This window comes from Pseudomonas sp. 10(2024), from assembly GCF_045164175.1.
GTDB lineage: Bacteria > Pseudomonadota > Gammaproteobacteria > Pseudomonadales > Pseudomonadaceae > Aquipseudomonas > Aquipseudomonas alloputida.
Genome location: NZ_CP174006.1, coordinates 4,723,822 through 4,740,500 on the forward strand (window position 1 = coordinate 4,723,822; position 16,679 = coordinate 4,740,500).

15 protein-coding genes and 1 tRNA gene are annotated in these 16,679 nt (G+C 62.2%); 12 read left to right on the forward strand and 4 right to left on the reverse strand.

The window, feature by feature from the left end; translation table 11 throughout:
* Window positions 1-169 precede the first annotated feature (169 nt).
* From ACI7M0_RS21405 to ACI7M0_RS21420, 4 genes are all read left to right on the forward strand, one after another.
* Window positions 170-628: a tripartite tricarboxylate transporter TctB family protein gene (locus ACI7M0_RS21405; RefSeq protein ID WP_049587364.1), complete on the forward strand. Its 459-nt coding sequence runs from the start codon at window positions 170-172 to the stop codon at window positions 626-628.
* A 1-nt stretch (window position 629) separates the two neighbouring features.
* Window positions 630-2,144: a tripartite tricarboxylate transporter permease gene (locus ACI7M0_RS21410; protein ID WP_010952523.1), complete on the forward strand. Its 1,515-nt coding sequence runs from the start codon at window positions 630-632 to the stop codon at window positions 2,142-2,144.
* Entirely contained in the window at window positions 2,137-3,192 is a 1,056-nt protein-coding gene (locus ACI7M0_RS21415) for an AbrB family transcriptional regulator (protein WP_010952522.1), read from the forward strand. The genes ACI7M0_RS21410 and ACI7M0_RS21415 overlap by 8 nt, the downstream gene beginning before the upstream one ends.
* 90 nt (window positions 3,193-3,282) lie before the next feature.
* Entirely contained in the window at window positions 3,283-4,965 is a 1,683-nt protein-coding gene (locus ACI7M0_RS21420) for a bifunctional metallophosphatase/5'-nucleotidase (protein WP_129933346.1), read from the forward strand.
* A gap of 26 nt (window positions 4,966-4,991) precedes the next feature.
* On the opposite strand, the gene ung is transcribed toward ACI7M0_RS21420, so the two are convergent.
* The gene (ung, locus tag ACI7M0_RS21425) at window positions 4,992-5,684 is read right to left on the reverse strand and encodes a uracil-DNA glycosylase (RefSeq protein ID WP_010952520.1); all 693 of its coding nucleotides are present in this window, start codon (window positions 5,682-5,684) and stop codon (window positions 4,992-4,994) included.
* A gap of 126 nt (window positions 5,685-5,810) precedes the next feature.
* Between ung and ACI7M0_RS21430 the strand changes: the two genes are divergently transcribed.
* Complete coding sequence (locus ACI7M0_RS21430; RefSeq protein ID WP_104887106.1) at window positions 5,811-6,917, forward strand: enoyl-CoA hydratase/isomerase family protein; 1,107 nt, start codon at window positions 5,811-5,813, stop codon at window positions 6,915-6,917.
* Between the two features lie 44 nt (window positions 6,918-6,961).
* On the opposite strand, the gene ACI7M0_RS21435 is transcribed toward ACI7M0_RS21430, so the two are convergent.
* Window positions 6,962-7,411 carry a hypothetical protein gene (locus ACI7M0_RS21435; RefSeq protein WP_064491121.1) on the reverse strand — a complete coding sequence of 150 codons (450 nt, stop codon included), beginning with the start codon at window positions 7,409-7,411 and terminating at the stop codon, window positions 6,962-6,964.
* Between the two features lie 212 nt (window positions 7,412-7,623).
* On the opposite strand from ACI7M0_RS21435, the gene ACI7M0_RS21440 reads away from it, so the two are divergent.
* The 7 genes from ACI7M0_RS21440 (at window position 7,624) to ACI7M0_RS21470 (ending at window position 14,559) form a co-directional block, all read left to right on the forward strand.
* Window positions 7,624-9,105: a diguanylate cyclase gene (locus ACI7M0_RS21440; protein ID WP_129933760.1), complete on the forward strand. Its 1,482-nt coding sequence runs from the start codon at window positions 7,624-7,626 to the stop codon at window positions 9,103-9,105.
* Window positions 9,098-9,310, forward strand: coding sequence for a cysteine-rich CWC family protein (locus tag ACI7M0_RS21445; RefSeq protein ID WP_003252007.1), 213 nt, complete (start codon window positions 9,098-9,100; stop codon window positions 9,308-9,310). Before ACI7M0_RS21440 ends, ACI7M0_RS21445 begins: the two co-directional genes overlap by 8 nt.
* Window positions 9,311-9,318: 8 nt before the next feature.
* Window positions 9,319-10,011 (forward strand): pseudouridine synthase, encoded by a 693-nt coding sequence (locus ACI7M0_RS21450; RefSeq protein WP_104887104.1) that lies wholly within the window; start codon window positions 9,319-9,321, stop codon window positions 10,009-10,011.
* A gap of 343 nt (window positions 10,012-10,354) precedes the next feature.
* On the forward strand, window positions 10,355-11,242 hold the full coding sequence (phaG, locus tag ACI7M0_RS21455; RefSeq protein WP_010952516.1) for a (R)-3-hydroxydecanoyl-ACP:CoA transacylase: 888 nt from the start codon (window positions 10,355-10,357) through the stop codon (window positions 11,240-11,242).
* 111 nt (window positions 11,243-11,353) lie between these two features.
* Window positions 11,354-11,427 (forward strand) — tRNA-Gly (locus tag ACI7M0_RS21460).
* 210 nt (window positions 11,428-11,637) lie between these two features.
* Window positions 11,638-13,344, forward strand: a complete 1,707-nt coding sequence (locus ACI7M0_RS21465; protein ID WP_121162150.1) for a SulP family inorganic anion transporter — start codon at window positions 11,638-11,640, stop codon at window positions 13,342-13,344.
* Between the two features lie 204 nt (window positions 13,345-13,548).
* On the forward strand, window positions 13,549-14,559 hold the full coding sequence (locus tag ACI7M0_RS21470) for a DUF4917 family protein (protein WP_121162152.1): 1,011 nt from the start codon (window positions 13,549-13,551) through the stop codon (window positions 14,557-14,559).
* Between the two features lie 32 nt (window positions 14,560-14,591).
* Here the strand turns inward: ACI7M0_RS21470 and ACI7M0_RS21475 are convergent, their stop codons facing one another.
* Window positions 14,592-15,806 carry an SAM-dependent methyltransferase gene (locus ACI7M0_RS21475; RefSeq protein WP_014754346.1) on the reverse strand — a complete coding sequence of 405 codons (1,215 nt, stop codon included), beginning with the start codon at window positions 15,804-15,806 and terminating at the stop codon, window positions 14,592-14,594.
* Window positions 15,807-15,972: 166 nt separating this feature from the next.
* Window positions 15,973-16,590: a TPM domain-containing protein gene (locus tag ACI7M0_RS21480; RefSeq protein WP_129933761.1), complete on the reverse strand. Its 618-nt coding sequence runs from the start codon at window positions 16,588-16,590 to the stop codon at window positions 15,973-15,975.
* Window positions 16,591-16,679: the final 89 nt, after the last annotated feature.

Below are 16,679 nucleotides of genomic sequence, written 5' to 3' on the forward strand. Positions count from 1 at the left end.
AGCGGCCTTGTGTCGGGATCGGGCGCGAAGCGGCCCCCGGCACAGCCGATACGATGCTTCGGACAGATCGCATCGGCAGGTTTAGCGGCCGCTTCGCGCCCGATCGCAACGCAAGGCCGCTCCCACAGGATTTGCATTTCACTTGAGCAATCCCAACGAGGATTCCCCAATGATCCTTCAACGCATTTTCGCCCTGGCCCTGCTGGCGATGTGTGCCGCCCTGGCCGTGATGGCCTGGCCCTATCAGGCTGCATTCTCCTATGAACCGGTGGGCCCGCGCGCTTACCCGCTGCTGGTGCTCGGCCTGATGGGACTGGGCCTGCTGTACCTGGTGTTCCGCCCAACGCCCATCGTGCGCAAGGATGACGAACCGGAACTGGACCGCGAGACCCTGATCAAGATCACCGCCTGTGTCGGCCTGCTGATCGTCTTCGCCGCCACTTTCGAAGCGCTCGGCTTCATCCTCAGCGCCATCCTGGTCGGCCTGCCCATGGCTCGGCTGTACGGTGGCCGCTGGCTGCAAAGCGCCATTGTGGTGGCCGGCATGAGCATTTTCCTCTACTGGCTGTTCGACCGCGTGATGGACGTGCCCCTGCCCCTTGGCCTGCTGAGCGTACTGGAGAACTGACATGGATACCTTGAGCTACCTGGGCCAGGGCTTCGGCATTGCCCTGTCCCCCTACAACCTGGTCACCGCCCTCTCCGGCACCTTGATCGGCACCGTGGTCGGCCTGCTGCCGGGCCTGGGCCCGATCAACGGCGTGGCCCTGCTGATCCCCATCGCCTTTGCCCTCGGCCTGCCGCCGGAATCGGCGCTGATCCTGCTGGCCGCGGTGTACCTGGGCTGCGAATATGGCGGGCGTATCAGCTCGATCCTGCTGAACATCCCGGGCGAAGCCTCGACCGTCATGACCACCCTCGATGGTTACCCGATGGCCCGCCAGGGCCTGGCCGGTGTTGCCCTGTCGCTGTCGGCCTGGAGTTCGTTCATCGGCGCCTTCATTGCCACCTGCGGCATGGTGCTGTTCGCCCCGCTGCTGGCGAAATGGGCCATCGCCTTCGGCCCGGCGGAGTACTTTGTGCTGATGGTGTTCGCCATCGTCGCGCTGGGTGGCATGGCCGGTGACAAACCACTGAAAACCTTCATTGCTGCTCTCATCGGCCTGTTCCTGTCGGCGGTCGGCATCGACGCCAACAGCGGCGTGTACCGCTTCACCGGTGACAGCGTGCACCTGGCCGACGGCATTCAGTTCGTGGTTCTCGTGCTGGGCCTGTTCTCCATCAGCGAAATCCTCCTGCTGCTGGAAAAGACCCACCATGGCCACCAGGCGGTCAAGGCTACCGGCCGTATGCTGTTCAACTTCAAGGAAGCGGCCTCGGTGTTCCTGGTCAACATCCGTTGCGGCCTGCTCGGTTTCATCATGGGTGTTCTACCCGGCGCCGGCGCAACGCTGGCCAGCGCCGTGGCCTACATGACCGAGAAACGCATGGCCGGGGAAAGCGGCAAGTTCGGCAAAGGCGATGCCCGTGGCCTGGCAGCCCCGGAAACTGCCATTGGTGCGTCCTGCTGTGGCGCCCTGGTCCCGATGCTGACCCTGGGCGTACCGGGCTCTGGCACCACGGCCGTGATGATCGGCGCCCTGACCCTGTACAACATCACCCCTGGCCCACTGCTGTTCGAACAGCAGCCAGATATCGTCTGGGGCCTGATCGCCTCGCTGTTCGTCGCCAACATCATGCTGGTGATCCTCAACATCCCGATGATCCGCATCTTCACCCGCATCCTCGCCGTGCCAAACTGGGCGCTGGTGCCGGTGATCGCCATCATCACCGCGATCGGCGTTTACGCCGTGCATGCCACTACCTTCGACCTGTTCCTGATGGTCGGCATCGGCATCATGGGCTACATCATGCGCAAGCTGGACTTCCCACTGTCGCCGATTCTGCTGGGCTTCATCCTCGGCGGGCTGATGGAGCAGAACCTGCGTCGGGCGCTGTCGATCTCCAACGGTGAACTGGGCATCCTCTGGTCGAGCCCGATCAGCATGGGCATCTGGGCGCTGGTAGTGGTAATGCTCGCCCTGCCGCTGCTGCGCATCTGGCGCAAACGCAGCCTGCAGCGCCGGGCCCTGGCCGATGCCTGATCGGTCGTTGCCATTGTTCGTCGCGACCGGGCTGGTCGGCCTTGCTGGCGGTTTTGCCGCCAGCAAGGTCGGCTGGCCTTTGCCATGGATGGTCGGTTCATTGCTGGCGATCATCCTGGTGCGCTGCCTGACGCGTTGGCAGCTTTCGGAAATCCCCAACGGCCGCAAGTGCGGGCAGTGGATCATCGGCATCGGTATTGGCCTGCACTTCACCCCCGCGGTGATCGAGCAGGTGGCCAGCCATTTCGCGCTGATTTTCTTCGGTGCGTTGTTCACCACCCTGTCCAGCGTGATCAGCGTATGGCTGCTGCGGCGAACCGGCGAAGACCGCGCCACCGCGTTCTTTGCCAGCATGCCGGGCGGTTCGGGAGAGATGGTCAACCTTGGGGCGCGCAATGGCGCGGTGCTCAGCCAGGTGGCGGCAGCGCAGAGCTTGCGTGTGCTGGCAGTGGTGCTGTGCGTGCCGGCGCTGTTCAAGTTTCTGCTGGGTGACGGGGTGCCACTGAACCACACCGGTAGCGTGAGCTGGGGCTGGCTGGCATTGATTGCGCCCTTGGGTGTTGCCGTTGCCTTGCTCTGGCAGCGCTTGCGCCAGCCCAACCCTTGGCTGTTCGGGCCATTGCTGGTAGCGGCTACGGTCAGCCTGGCCGGCAACCTGCAGATCGCCCTGCCCAATGGCGCCAGCCAGATCGGCCAGTGGCTCATCGGCAGCGGCCTGGCCTGTCACTTCAACCGCGCGTTCTTCCGCCGCGCACCGTCGTTCCTGGGGCGCACCTTGATGGCCACGGCGTTGTGCATGGCGATTGCCGCCAGTGCCGCGTGGCTGCTGAGCATGATGACTGCACTGGACTTGCGTTCGCTGACACTGGGGATGATGCCTGGCGGGATCGCCGAAATGAGCCTCACGGCCGAAACGCTGCAATTGTCAGTGCCGCTGGTGACGGCGCTGCAGGTGATGCGCCTGATCCTGGTGTTGTTTCTTGCAGAACCGCTCTTCCGGTTGTGGGACAACAGGCATTCGAGCTGCAAGTACCCTGAAGATAGATAGTTACCACTTGCCCAATGCCCGGGTGAATAGAGTCGGATTGCTGCCCTGATCGCCAGCAAACCCACACTTCCCGGCATTCAAGAGGTAATGATGAAAGTTCGTCTTTCTTGCAACTATCGCTCGGCTATTGCCTGGGCATGCCTTGCCATAAGCGCAGGCAGCCTTGCCGCAGAGTCACCTGCCCCCGTCCAGATCAACGTCGTGGCTATCAATGATCTTCACGGCTACCTGGAACCCAACCCCCAAGACTACGCTGGCGCGCAAGGCGCTACCCGCCTGACCTACGGCGGCATCGCCACACTCGGCGCCATGCTCGATGAACTGCGAACGCAGGACCCCGACCTGCTGTTCATCGGGGCTGGCGACTTGATAGGGGGCAGCCCCGCCATTTCTGCGCTGTGGGCTGACGAGCCTGTGCTTGAGGCCTTGAACGCGATGGGCATGATCGTCAGCGCATCCGGGAACCACGAACTGGATGCAGGCAAGGCCGAGTTTCTTCGTCAGATCCACGGAGGATGCGAGTCAACGCGCCCTGAAAAGGCTTGCAAGTTTCGCGGCAACTACCCAGGAAGTGGCTTCCCTTACATAGCGTCCAACCTGATCGATACCACTACGGGCAAGCGCTTGCTACCGGCTTATCACATTGAGCAGGTAAAAGGGGTGAAAATAGCGTTCGTCGGTGCAGTGCCGCGCAACATGGAAAAAGTGGTCTCGGCCAGCGCATTCGCAGGGCTCAAAGCCACGGATGAAGCGCAAGCCATCAATGACGTGATTCCGGAGCTCAAGGCCAAGGGTGTGAATGCAATCATTGCGGTCATGCACCAGGGAGGGGATACCGCCGAGCCGTTCGACACGCAGGATTGCAGCCAGATAAGTGGCACGATCGTCGACGTGGCCAAGCGGCTGGATCCTGCGGTAGATGCCGTCATCAGCGGCCACTCGCATGCCAGCTATCAATGCAAGGTGGGTGACTTGAGCATCACTCAGGCTGGCAAGTACGGCCACTTCCTGACTCAGTTGAAGTTGCAGGTAACACCAGGCACCCATCACGTCACGAACATCACCGCTCGCAATATTCCTGCTGACCCACAGAACTACCTGCCGAATGCCCAGTTGGCCAGTTTGCTGGAGGAAGTGCGTCAGCGGTCCGGGGAAAAATTGCTCGAACCCATAGGACGCATCTCGACGGCAGAACTTGATCGTAAAGAAAATGCGGCCGGTGAAACAACCTTGGGGAACCTGGTCACGGATGCCCAATTGGCCATGACCCAGGCGTTCAATACCCAGGTTGCCTTTCTCAACCCGGGTGGGCTGCGCAGTGATCTTATCCAGCCTGCCGATAGCGACCTGACCTACGAACAATTATTCGCCGTACAACCGTTCAATAACCCACTGGTGGTTCAGGAACTGACAGGCAAGCAGATTACCGAACTGCTCAACCTTCAATGGAACAGGGGCAGTTTCAATCCGCTGCAGGTATCGAAGGGTTTTCATTATGAGTGGGATGGTTCACGGCCTGTCGGCAGCCGTGTCGTCGAGGGGAGTGTGCGTCTTCACGGCAAACCCGTTGAGCCGTTGACCCATTATCGCGTGGTCAGCAACCTCTTCCTGGCCGATGGTGGCGGTGGCTTGGCCACTTTCAAAGAAGGAAGGCGACGCCAGGACACCGGCATCACCGACCTTGAAGCCTTGGTGGAGTACGTACGCCAGAACCATGAGCGGGGGATTGCCATTGGCCAGCGCAGCGAGCCGCGCATCAGCATGACGCCCTGAGCGATTGCGTACCCCACCGCGGTTTCTCACAGCGGGGGCAGTGCCCAGTCGATGGGCCCGAGCCCCCGCTGCTCGAGGAAGCTGTTGGCACGGCTGAAATGCCCGCAACCGATGAACCCGCGATACGCCGACAGCGGCGAAGGATGGACCGACTTCAAAACCAGATGCTTGGTACCGTCGATCAGCTTCTGCTTGCTCTGTGCATGCGCCCCCCATAGCAGGAAGACCACATTCGGGCATTGCTCACTGACCACCTGGATAATCCGGTCGGTAAACAATTCCCAGCCTTTCTTGGCATGCGACGCGGCATTGGCGCGCTCGACGGTCATGGTCGTGTTGAGCAACAGAACGCCTTGTTCCGCCCAGCTCTGGAGGTAGCCGTGGCTGGGGATCGGGATGTTCAGGTCGCGCTGCAGCTCCTTGTAGATATTGACCAGCGACGGTGGCGTGGCCACGCCCGGTTGCACCGAGAAGCACAAGCCATGTGCCTGGCCCGGCCCGTGGTACGGGTCCTGACCGAGGATGACCACCTTCACCTGGTCCAGCGGTGTCGAATTGAGCGCATTGAAGATCAGCGGCCCTGGCGGGTAGATCTCCTTGCCGGCAGCGTACTCGCCACGCAGGAACTCGCGCAGCTGGTGCATGTAAGGCTGGTCGAATTCACCGCGCAATGCGGCCTTCCAGCTGGGTTCGAGTTTGATGCGATCGTCGTCAGTCATGGGGCCTTCCATAAACAATGGCGCGACACTAGGTAAGCCCTTCGCGCTTGTCAAACGATCCGACCGACGACCGGCATGATCGGCCAGGCAAGCCATACTTGAGCGATGACTTGCGAGAGGTAGTCCATGACCATTCACTGCGAGGTACTCACCGGCGTCGATGGCGCCCGCATCGGCATCGCCACCCTGGATGCGCCCAAGGCGCTCAACGCCCTGAACCTGCCGATGATCGAGGTGCTGGGCGAACAACTGCATGCCTGGGCCCGCGACCCGGGTATCGTCTGCGTGCTGCTGCGCGGCAACGGGGCAAAAGCCTTTTGCGCAGGCGGCGATGTCCGTACGCTGGCGCAAGCCTGCCGGGACCACCCCGGCAGTGTCCCACCGCTGGCGGCCTCCTTCTTCGCCGCCGAATACCGCCTGGACTTTGCCCTGCACACCTACCCCAAACCGTTGCTGTGCTGGGGCCATGGGCATGTGCTGGGTGGTGGCATGGGGCTGCTGCAAGGCGCCAATGTACGTATCGTCACACCCAGCAGCCGGCTGGCCATGCCGGAAATCAGCATCGGCCTGTACCCTGACGTAGGCGCCAGTTGGTTCCTGGCCCGACTGCCGGGCAAGCTGGGTTTGTTCTTCGGCCTGACAGGTGCGCCGATCAACGCCCGCGATGCCCTTGACCTAGGCCTGGCTGACCGTTTTCTGGGCGAGCACCAGCAAGAGGCCTTGATCGAGGAGTTGGTGCAACTCAACTGGCAGGAGCAGACCGCCATACAACTGAACAGCCTGCTCAAGGCCGAGCAGCATCGTGCCTGCGCCGAGCTGCCTGATGCCCAGTGGCTGCCACGACGGCATGAGATCGATCAGTTACTCGACGTGGCGGATGCGGCTTCAGCCTGGCGCGCGCTGGAAAGGCTCAAGCAGCATGACGACCCATTGCTGGCAGATGCCGGCCACCGTCTGCATGAGGGTTGCCCGCTGACGGCGCATCTGGTCTGGGAGCAGATCCGCCGGGCGCGGTACCTGTCGTTGGCGCAGGTGTTCCAGATGGAATACAGCATGAGCCTGAACTGTTGCCGCCACCCTGAATTCAGTGAAGGCGTGCGCGCTCGCCTGCTGGACAAAGACAACCAGCCGCGCTGGCACTGGCCTGATGTGGCGCAAGTACCGGCGGCGGTAGTCGAGGCGCATTTTGCCAAGGCGTGGGAAGGACGGCACCCATTGGCGGATGTGGGTTAGCCTGCTGATGCGGGGGCTGCTTTTCAGCCCCCGCCTCCGCTCAGCTAGCGCTGCCAGTTTCCTCCTCGCCCCTGCCCGCCCCGCCCGTCCCAGCGCCCGCGGTGGTCAACCTGCCGATTGGAGTGCCGGTCGCCCTGCCGGTAACGCTGGCTGTCATTGCGATAGTCATGGCGATCCCGGTCCTGCCGGTAGTCTTGCCGCTGGCGATTGCCGTAGTCATGGCGCGGGTTGCCATGCCACTGGTTCATCCTCGGCTGCGGATAGGGCCGGTAATGGGGCACAGGGGCCGACCGATTGTAGTAACGGGGAGCAGGCTGATAGTAGTAGCGCGGCGCAGGCGCCACATAGTAACGGTCATAGCGGTAATACCCCGGCGCCACATAGCGGTCGGTGGAGTAATAGTCCGAACGGTAATAGCCCCCGCGCTCATGGTACGGGGCGCAGGCCGAAGTCATCAGCCCCAGCAGGGCGATCAACAGGATTCGATAGGACATGGCGGCCTCCTGGACCGCTGGAGTGCCCGAACAGCGGCGCTGGCGAGCGTCGATACAAGATGTGTAAATCGACACTGAGTAAGACAGTGGCGGGCAGGTGCAGTGCCGTTTCTGCAATAACTTGATACAGCTGAAATAACCCTGAAAAACTTGCAGTCATTTGCCTGCCATCTCACTAGAATAAGCGGCTCGGCACACATCACGGGAAGATCATGCCCTTACGTTCCGCTCTGTTCTCGCAGCGCTCGCTGATCGTTACCCTGCTCGTGTTACTGGCCTGCGGCTTCCTGGCCACCTCGCTGCTCAGCTACTTCTCCTCGCGCAGCGCCATCCGCGACGGCATCATCAATACCGAATTGCCGCTGACCTCCGACACTGTCTACTCGGAAATCCAGAAAGACCTGATCCGCCCGGTGCTGATCGCCTCGATGATGGCCCAGGACACCTTCCTGCGCGACTGGGTACTGTCCGGCGAGCAGGATACCCAACGCATTACCCGCTACCTGAGCGAGGTCCTGGGCAAGCAGGACATCTTCACCTCCTTTTTCGTGTCCGATCGCACGCTGACCTACTACCAGGCCAAAGGCGTGCTCAAGCACGTCGAACCGGGCACCTGGCGTGATGCCTGGTATTTCCGTCTGCGTGAACTCAAGGCCCCTTATGAGATCAACGTCGACCTGGACATGGCCAACCAGGACAGCCTGACCGTGTTCATCAACTACCAGGTGCACGACTACCAGCAGCGCTTCATCGGCGCGGCAGGCGTAGGGCTGAGCGTATCGTCGGTGGTCAAGCTGATCGATCAGTACCAACGCCGCTACCAGCGCGCGGTGCTCTTCACGGATGCCAAGGGCAAGGTGCTGATGACCGGCTCCGAGGGTGGCCCGCATGGCTTGCAAGTCGGCCAGTCACTTAAGGACAACCCTGAGCTGAAGGCCATGCTGGCCGAGCAGTTGGTGCCGGGCGAAGGCAGCCACGAGTACCATGACAGCGAAAACCACAGCCACTTTCTCAACGTTCGCCACCTGCCCGAACTGGACTGGTACCTGTTGGTGGACAAACGCGAAACCGGCGTCCTCGACCGCATTCGCCACGCGCTGTACCTGAACCTGGCGATCTGTACGATGATCACCCTGGTGGTGCTGGCACTGGTGCATGCCATGGTCCGCCGCCACCAGGCCAGCACCGAAGCCTTGGCCACGCTCGACAGCCTCACCGGCTTGTACAACCGGCGCAGCTTCGACCTGCTCGCCGCCCAGGCGCTGCGAGAAGCCAGGCGCGACAGGAGCCCACTGGTGGCCTTGCTGATCGATCTGGACCACTTCAAGGCGCTGAACGACAACCACGGCCACCTGGCAGGTGACGAAGTGCTACGCCAATTCGCCAATGTGCTGCAAGGCAGCCTGCGTCAGTCAGATATACTGTGCCGCTGGGGCGGTGAGGAATTCATCGTGCTGCTGCGCGAAGCTGAAGGCCGCCAGGCCATCGAGGTGGCGGAAAAGATCCGGCGACGCACCGAACAGCTGACCTTCAGTTACGACAATCAGCCGCTGCGGCTGACAACCAGCATCGGCCTGAGCAGCCTGCAACCGGGGGATACCCTGCACGCCCTGCTGACCCGCGCCGACCGCGCGCTTTATCGTGCCAAGCAGGCTGGCCGCAACCGTGTCTGCTGTGAAACCCGCCATGAATGACAAGCAACACTGCCCCGCTTGCGGTGCCCTCAACCAGTGCAGCCTGGCCGACCCACGCCGTGCCACCCAAGCGTGTTGGTGCTACAGCGTGACCATCGACCCGGCCGTGCTCCAGGCCCTGCCCGACGAGCTGCGCAACAAGGCCTGTCTGTGCCCGCGCTGCGCCGCCGTTGAAGAACAGCTCCGTCCATCCGCTGCCCACTGATCGTTGCCATGCGCCTTGACCGTTTCCTCGCCAACCTGCCCAGTTACAACCGCCAGCACGTTCGCCTGATGCTGGCGCAACGCCGCGTGCGAGTGGATGGCCAGGTAGTCAGCGACCCGCTGACCGACGTGCGTGAATTCAGCCGCGTAGAGCTGGACGAGCAACTGCTGCAGGCCGGCCGCCCGGCCCGCTACCTGATGCTGTACAAGCCCACTGGCTGCGTAAGCGCCACCCACGACCCGCAACACCGTACCGTTCTCGACCTGCTGCCAGCGGCGTTGCGAGATGACCTGCACATAGCCGGGCGCCTGGATTTCAACACGACCGGCCTGATGATCCTGACCAACGATGGCCAGTGGTCACGGCGCCTGACCCAGCCTGCCACCAAGCTGCCCAAGCATTATCTGGTGGACACCGAGGACGAGATTGGCGAGCACTATGTGGCCAAGTTTCGCGAGGGTTTCTATTTTGCCTTCGAAGACCTCACCACCCAACCTGCCCAGCTGGACATCCTCGGCCCCCACCGAGCCCGGCTGGCGATCGTCGAGGGGCGATACCACCAGGTCAAGCGCATGTTCGGGCATTTCAACAACAAGGTGGTGGGGCTGCATCGGGAGAGCATGGGGGCGATCCGGCTGGATCCGGGGTTGGCGCCGGGGGAGTATCGTGAACTGACGGCCAATGAGATAGCCACTGTCTAGGCCGTGACAGACAGCCCGTGTCGTCATACGACCGCTCAGCGACAAAAGTCACATTACTTACCGAACGGCACTTGCGCGATCCCCAACCCACTGCTTGAATCCAAATCGTCAGTCTGCATGTGACTACCAAGTCACACCTGCAGCCGATGACACTTTTTGCCGGCCACCCAAAGCCTAGATGCCTTGGGGCACGGCAAATTGCCCGCCAAAAACAATACCGTCGACGCAAGTGCCAAGGATCGACACAGGGCCCCCGGATTATCTTCAGGCAAATGCCTACCTGTCATAAAGAACGTGCACCCTAGGTGACGCGAATACCCTTTTTGCGCCAGGAGTCGATGACATGAGGCCAGAAATCGCTGTACTTGATATCCAAGGTCAGTATCGGGTTTACACGGAGTTCTATCGCGCGGATGCGGCCGAAAACACGATCATCCTGATCAACGGCTCGCTGGCCACCACGGCCTCGTTCGCCCAGACGGTACGTAACCTGCACCCACAGTTCAACGTGGTTCTGTTCGACCAGCCGTATTCAGGCAAGTCCAAGCCGCACAACCGCCAGGAACGGCTGATCAGCAAGGAGACCGAGGCGCATATCCTCCTTGAGCTGATCGAGCACTTCCAGGCAGACCACGTGATGTCTTTTTCGTGGGGTGGCGCAAGCACGCTGCTGGCGCTGGCGCACCAGCCGCGGTACGTGAAGAAGGCAGTGGTGAGTTCGTTCTCGCCAGTGATCAACGAGCCGATGCGCGACTATCTGGACCGTGGCTGCCAGTACCTGGCCGCCTGCGACCGTTATCAGGTCGGCAACCTGGTCAATGACACCATCGGCAAACACTTGCCGTCGCTGTTCAAACGCTTCAACTACCGCCATGTGAGCAGCCTGGACAGCCACGAGTACGCACAGATGCACTTCCACATCAACCAGGTGCTGGAGCACGACCTGGAACGTGCGCTGCAAGGCGCGCGCAATATCAACATCCCGGTGCTGTTCATCAACGGCGAGCGCGACGAGTACACCACAGTCGAGGATGCGCGGCAGTTCAGCAAGCATGTGGGCAGAAGCCAGTTCAGCGTGATCCGCGATGCGGGCCACTTCCTGGACATGGAGAACAAGACCGCCTGCGAGAACACCCGCAATGTTATGCTGGGCTTCCTCAAGCCAACCGTGCGTGAACCCCGCCAACGTTACCAACCCGTGCAACAGGGGCAGCATGCATTTGCCATCTGAGCGTCTCGGCGCCTTGTAGCCAATACCCGCAGGCCACGGGGCGCCGACAAGCTTTTTTATAACTTGGGCTTCTAATTCGCTGAAGGTTCTGGTAAAAAGTCGAGCTCAGATGCGGGTATAGTTTAGTGGCAAAACGAAAGCTTCCCAAGCTTTAGTTGAGGGTTCGATTCCCTCTACCCGCTCCACATCGCATTCCCGCATGGCGTTCCAGCAACGTCATCGCAGTCAAAAGGAGCCTTGGCTCCTTTTTTCGTTTTTCACCCTGCCTTGACCTGGCCCATGGCCATTTACCCACCGATCCGCTTCAATGCGCATCGGGCCTTTGCGTGCGCAAGCGAAACGGCTTGTGGCGGATATGCTCACTGGATTCGTGAAACCATTCGAAAGGACAACGCATGTTTCTCTCCCGCTGGCTACCGGGCCTTGCCAACCTGCTGCACTACCGCCGTGAATGGTTCCACGCCGATCTGCAAGCGGGCCTGTCGGTAGCCGCGATCCAGATTCCCATTGCCATTGCCTATGCGCAGATCGTCGGGCTGCCGCCGCAATATGGCCTGTACGCCTGTGTGCTACCGATGATGGTCTACGCGCTGATCGGTAGCTCGCGCCAGCTGATGGTCGGCCCCGACGCCGCCACCTGCGCGATGATCGCCGGTGCCGTGGCACCGCTGGCCATGGGCGACCCGCAGCGCATCGTCGAACTGTCGGTGATCGTCACCGTGCTGGTCGGCGTGATGCTGATTGCCGCGGGCCTGGCGCGGGCCGGGTTCATCGCCAGCTTCTTCTCGCGGCCGATCCTGATCGGCTACCTCAACGGTATCGGCCTGAGCCTGATCGCCGGGCAGCTGTCCAAGGTGGTGGGCTTCAAGATCGAGGGCGACGGTTTCATCCTCAGCCTGATCAACTTCTTCCAGCGTCTGGGGGAAATTCACTGGGTCACATTGATCATCGGCCTGGCCGCCCTGGGCCTGCTCATCTGGCTGCCACGGCGCTACCCGCGCCTGCCCGCAGCCCTCACGGTAGTGGCGTTGTTCATGCTGCTGGTTGGTCTGTTCGGCCTTGACCGCTTCGGCGTCGCCGTCCTTGGGCCGGTACCTGCAGGCATCCCGCAACTGGCCTGGCCACACAGCAACCTGGCGGAAATGAAGAGCCTGCTGCGCGACGCCCTGGGTATCGCCACCGTCAGCTTCTGTAGCGCCATGCTTACCGCACGCAGCTTTGCCGCCCGGCATGGCTATGCGATCAACGCCAACCACGAATTCGTCGCCCTGGGCGTGAGCAACCTGGCGGCCGGGGTTTCCCAGGGCTTTGCCATCAGCGGTGCCGACTCGCGCACTGCAGTCAACGACATGGTCGGTGGCAAAAGCCAGCTGGTGGGCATCATCGCGGCACTGGTGATCGCCCTGATCCTGCTGTTCTTCACCGCGCCCATGGCCTGGATCCCCCAGGCTGCGCTGGGCGCCGTGCTGCTGATGGCAGGCTGGGGGTTGATCGACATCAAGTCGCTGGGGCATATCCGGCGTCTAAGCCGCTTCGAGTTCTGGCTGTGCCTGGTGACCACGGCGGGCGTACTGAGCTTGGGCGTGCTGCCCGGTATCGTGTTTGCCGTGACCCTGGCGATCCTGCGCCTGCTTTACAGCATCTACCAGCCCACCGATGCCGTACTGGGCTGGCTGCCGGGCACCGAAGGCCAGGTGGACATCCGCAAATTCAAGGACGCCCGCACCGTGCCTGGCCTGGTGGTGTACCGCTTCGACGACGCCATCCTGTTCTTCAATGCCGACTACTTCAAGATGCGCCTGCTTGAAGCCGTGCAAAGCCAGGACCAGCCTAAAGCCGTGCTGTTCGATGCCGAAGCGGTAACCAGCATCGATGTCAGCGGCATCGCCGCCCTGCGCGAAGTGCGCGACACCCTGGCGGCCCAAGGCATCTTCTTCGCCATCGCCCGCGCCCGTGGCACTTTCCTGCGCATGTTGGTGCGCTCGGGGATGGCGCGGGACATGGAAGAAAAACTGCTATTCGGCTCGGTACGCGCAGGGATTCGTGCGTACCGGGTGTGGCGCAACCGAAACCACAGTGTGCAAGTGACCGGACAGGGTTGAGCGGCTTTCATCCTGTTCAACCTGCTGCGCCTGTGCTGGCCCTTTCGCGGGTAAACCCGCTCCTACATGGACTTGTAGGGGCGGGTTTACCCGCGAAAGGGCCAGCACAGGCAGCACAAAACCATCGCCTTGACACCAACCCTCGCACACCTCGCATGACATGCTAAAGTCGCCCCGTTCCCCGCACCACCCAACGGACCCCGCATGCCCGCTCTCGATGCCACCCTCACCCCCTGGCCAGAACTCGCCGCCCGCCACCCCTGCGACGCCCTGCTGCTGGGCAACGGCGCCAGCCGCGCAGTATGGAAGCCGTTCGGCTACTTCTCGCTGTTCGAGCAAGCGCAACGCGCAGGCCGCAAGAAAGGCCTGGCGGTCAGCGACCAGGCACTGTTCAAGTCCTTGGCCACGGAACTGTTCGAGCCGGTGCTCAGCGCCCTCAACACCACCGTGCGTACCAATGCCGCCCTGGCCATCAACTCCACCGCGCCGCTGAACCGCTACTACTCGATCAAGGAAGCGTTGATTCACGCCGTGCGCACGGTGCATCTGCCCTGGCCGCTGATGCCGAAGGCCACACTGGCAACCCTCAATCAGGCGCTGCGCGGCTATCGAAGCGTCTACACCAGCAACTACGACCTGCTACTGCCATGGGCCATACAGCACGCCCCGAATGGCTTCGCCGAACTGTTCGACGAACAAGGCTATTTCGACGTGCGACGCACCGGCAGCGAAGGCACCCGGGTGCTGCACCTGCATGGCGGCCTGCACCTGCTCAAGCTGCCCGACGGCACCACCCGCCAGCGCAGCGCTGAAAGTGCCGAACTGCTCGATGGGTTTGCCGTGAACATCCCGGGTGAAGTACCGCTTTTCGTCAACGAAGACCGCAGCGACGAAAAACTGCGCGCTATCCGCAACTCGGACTACCTGAGCTGGTGCCTGGGGCAGCTGGCGCAGGAAAACCACGGGATATGCCTGTTCGGACAGCATCTGGACAGCAGTGACCGGCACCTGCTCGACGCTGTGCGCCAAGCCCGTCCGCAACAGCTATCCATTGCCATTCGGCCGCTGGGCGAGGCTTCGGTGATCAATCAGAAGCAGCATTTTGCAGATCGTTTCGGGGATTTGCCGGGGACGGCGCTGCATTTCTTCGATGCCAGCACCCACCCGTTGGGGCAGGCAGCATTGGCTATCGAAGTGCCTTCTGCTCGGCGCTGACAGCGTCCCCGGAGGCGTGCCGGTGGGTCGCGTCAGAGCAACCCATCCGCGCGCAACAACGTTTCCAGGCAATGCTCCTGCACCCCATAGAACGCCTTGAGCTGGGCAATCTTCTCCAGCAACGCCCCGTTATCTCCCGCCTGCCGCCGCTTCACCGCAAGAATCATCTTGTTCTTGTTGGTGTGCTCCAGCGAGATGAACTCGAACACCTTGGTTTCATAGCCACAGGCTTCCAGGTACAGCGCACGCAGGCTGTCGGTCAGCATTTCGGCCTGCTGGCCCAGGTGCAGGCCGTACTGCAGCATGGGTTGCAGCAACCCCGGGCTGTGCAGTTGCGGGCGGATCTGCTTGTGGCAGCACGGCGAGCACATGATGATCGCGGCGTTGCAGCGGATGCCGGTGTGGATGGCGTAGTCGGTAGCGATGTCACAGGCATGCAAGGCGATCATCACCTCGATGGCCTCAGGCACCACGCTGCGCACATCACCACACTGGAACTCCAGGCCTGGGTGGTCGAGGCGTGCGGCCGCGGCGTTGCACAGGTCGACCATGTCCTGGCGCAGCTCCACGCCGGTGACCTGTGCGTCGCGGCCCAAACTGTTGCGCAGGTAGTCATGCATGGCAAAAGTCAGGTAGCCCTTGCCCGAACCGAAGTCGGCCACCCGCAGCGCCTGTTCCGTCGACACCGGTGCATTGGCCAGGGCGTGATCGAAAACCTCGATGAACTTGTTGATCTGCTTCCACTTGCGCGACATGGACGGGATCAGTGCGCCTTGTGCGTCGGTCACACCGAGGTCGCGCAGAAACGGCCGCGACAGCTCCAGATAACGCTTCTTCTCGCGGTCATGCCCGCTGCCCGCATCGGCCACGCGCGGTGCCTGGGCACCGTGGCGCTGGAGCATCGGTTTGCCCTTCTTGCTGAAGGTCAACTGCACTTCGCCGTCAGCATCGAACAGATGGGCATTGCGGAAGCTGTCCGGCAGCAGTTCGGCAACCAGCACCTGGGCCTGGTCCAGCGGCAGGTTGCGGGTGATGTCGCGGGTCTGGTGGCGGTAGACCAGCGACAGGCACGGCTGGCCCTTGACCTGCAGCGGCTTGGCAATGATCCGTTGCAAGGTCTGGTCGGCACCGACATGGCGCGCCAGCACCAGCTTGACCAGGGTTTCGCCGTGCAGGGCGGCGTTCAGCAGGTCGAGAAACTGAGCGCGCGCATCCGGCGCGCAAGAGGCAGAAGTACTGGCGGACATGAAAAAGGGGGCCTTGGGAAGCGGAACGCCTATTCTAACGTGCCCCAAGCACCCTGTGGGAGCGGGCTTGCCCGCGAACACCGGCAAAGCCGGTGCCAGACACCCTGTCGCCTGTTTCCAAGGCAAGCCTGTGCCCACAGGAAATCCAGCAAGGCTGGGCGCTCCTTCAGTCGAGAATCACCAAGCGGTTGGGCAACTCGTTGCGTGCATGGGTTGGCGGCACGTGCTGGCTAAGCAGCTCGCCACACGCTTCGATGCACTCGACAAAGCCCTGCAAGGTACGGCCCTGGCGCACCTGCTCGGCCAAGCGGGCACCGATGGCCGCGCGGGCTTCGGCATCCAGGCAGTGCTCGATACCCCGGTCGACCAGAATCTCCACATGCCGCTCCGCCTCGCTGACGAAAATCAGCACGCCCGTGGCGCCTGCTGTGCGCTGCAGGTTCTGCTCGCGAAACTGCTGCTGGGCCAGGCGCGAGGCTCGCCAGCGGCGCCAGGCACGGGGGATCAGCCAGTCGGCCAGGCGCGGGTTGCGCAGCAGCAGGCACAAAACGACGAACAGCAGCACGTTGCCCATCAGCACGCCACGCACGCTGGGCCAAGCCAGCAGCCAGTGCAGCACACCGGGCACGGTCAGTGCCAGCACGGCGGCCCACAACAACGGCCAATACGCATAATCGTCGGCACGACGGGCAAGCACCGTCACCAGTTCGGCATCGGTACGCCGTTCGGCACGGGCAATGGCTTCGGCAATCTGCCGCTGATGGTATTCGTCGAAGGGGGTCATGCCGTCGGTCTCTTGAGCGTTCTTATAGTTGTTATCCCGGCATTCGGGGCTTCATCCGCAGGCGACATATTCAGGCATAATCCGCCGCT

Coding starts and splice junctions, on each gene's coding strand:
- ACI7M0_RS21405 (WP_049587364.1), top strand. CDS start 170: ATGATCCTTCAACGCATTTTCGCCCTGGCCCTGCTGGCGATGTGTGCC.
- ACI7M0_RS21410 (WP_010952523.1), top strand. CDS start 630: ATGGATACCTTGAGCTACCTGGGCCAGGGCTTCGGCATTGCCCTGTCC.
- ACI7M0_RS21415 (WP_010952522.1), top strand. CDS start 2,137: ATGCCTGATCGGTCGTTGCCATTGTTCGTCGCGACCGGGCTGGTCGGC.
- ACI7M0_RS21420 (WP_129933346.1), top strand. CDS start 3,283: ATGAAAGTTCGTCTTTCTTGCAACTATCGCTCGGCTATTGCCTGGGCA.
- ung (WP_010952520.1), bottom strand. CDS start 5,684: ATGACTGACGACGATCGCATCAAACTCGAACCCAGCTGGAAGGCCGCA.
- ACI7M0_RS21430 (WP_104887106.1), top strand. CDS start 5,811: ATGACCATTCACTGCGAGGTACTCACCGGCGTCGATGGCGCCCGCATC.
- ACI7M0_RS21435 (WP_064491121.1), bottom strand. CDS start 7,411: ATGTCCTATCGAATCCTGTTGATCGCCCTGCTGGGGCTGATGACTTCG.
- ACI7M0_RS21440 (WP_129933760.1), top strand. CDS start 7,624: ATGCCCTTACGTTCCGCTCTGTTCTCGCAGCGCTCGCTGATCGTTACC.
- ACI7M0_RS21445 (WP_003252007.1), top strand. CDS start 9,098: ATGAATGACAAGCAACACTGCCCCGCTTGCGGTGCCCTCAACCAGTGC.
- ACI7M0_RS21450 (WP_104887104.1), top strand. CDS start 9,319: ATGCGCCTTGACCGTTTCCTCGCCAACCTGCCCAGTTACAACCGCCAG.
- phaG (WP_010952516.1), top strand. CDS start 10,355: ATGAGGCCAGAAATCGCTGTACTTGATATCCAAGGTCAGTATCGGGTT.
- ACI7M0_RS21465 (WP_121162150.1), top strand. CDS start 11,638: ATGTTTCTCTCCCGCTGGCTACCGGGCCTTGCCAACCTGCTGCACTAC.
- ACI7M0_RS21470 (WP_121162152.1), top strand. CDS start 13,549: ATGCCCGCTCTCGATGCCACCCTCACCCCCTGGCCAGAACTCGCCGCC.
- ACI7M0_RS21475 (WP_014754346.1), bottom strand. CDS start 15,806: ATGTCCGCCAGTACTTCTGCCTCTTGCGCGCCGGATGCGCGCGCTCAG.
- ACI7M0_RS21480 (WP_129933761.1), bottom strand. CDS start 16,590: ATGACCCCCTTCGACGAATACCATCAGCGGCAGATTGCCGAAGCCATT.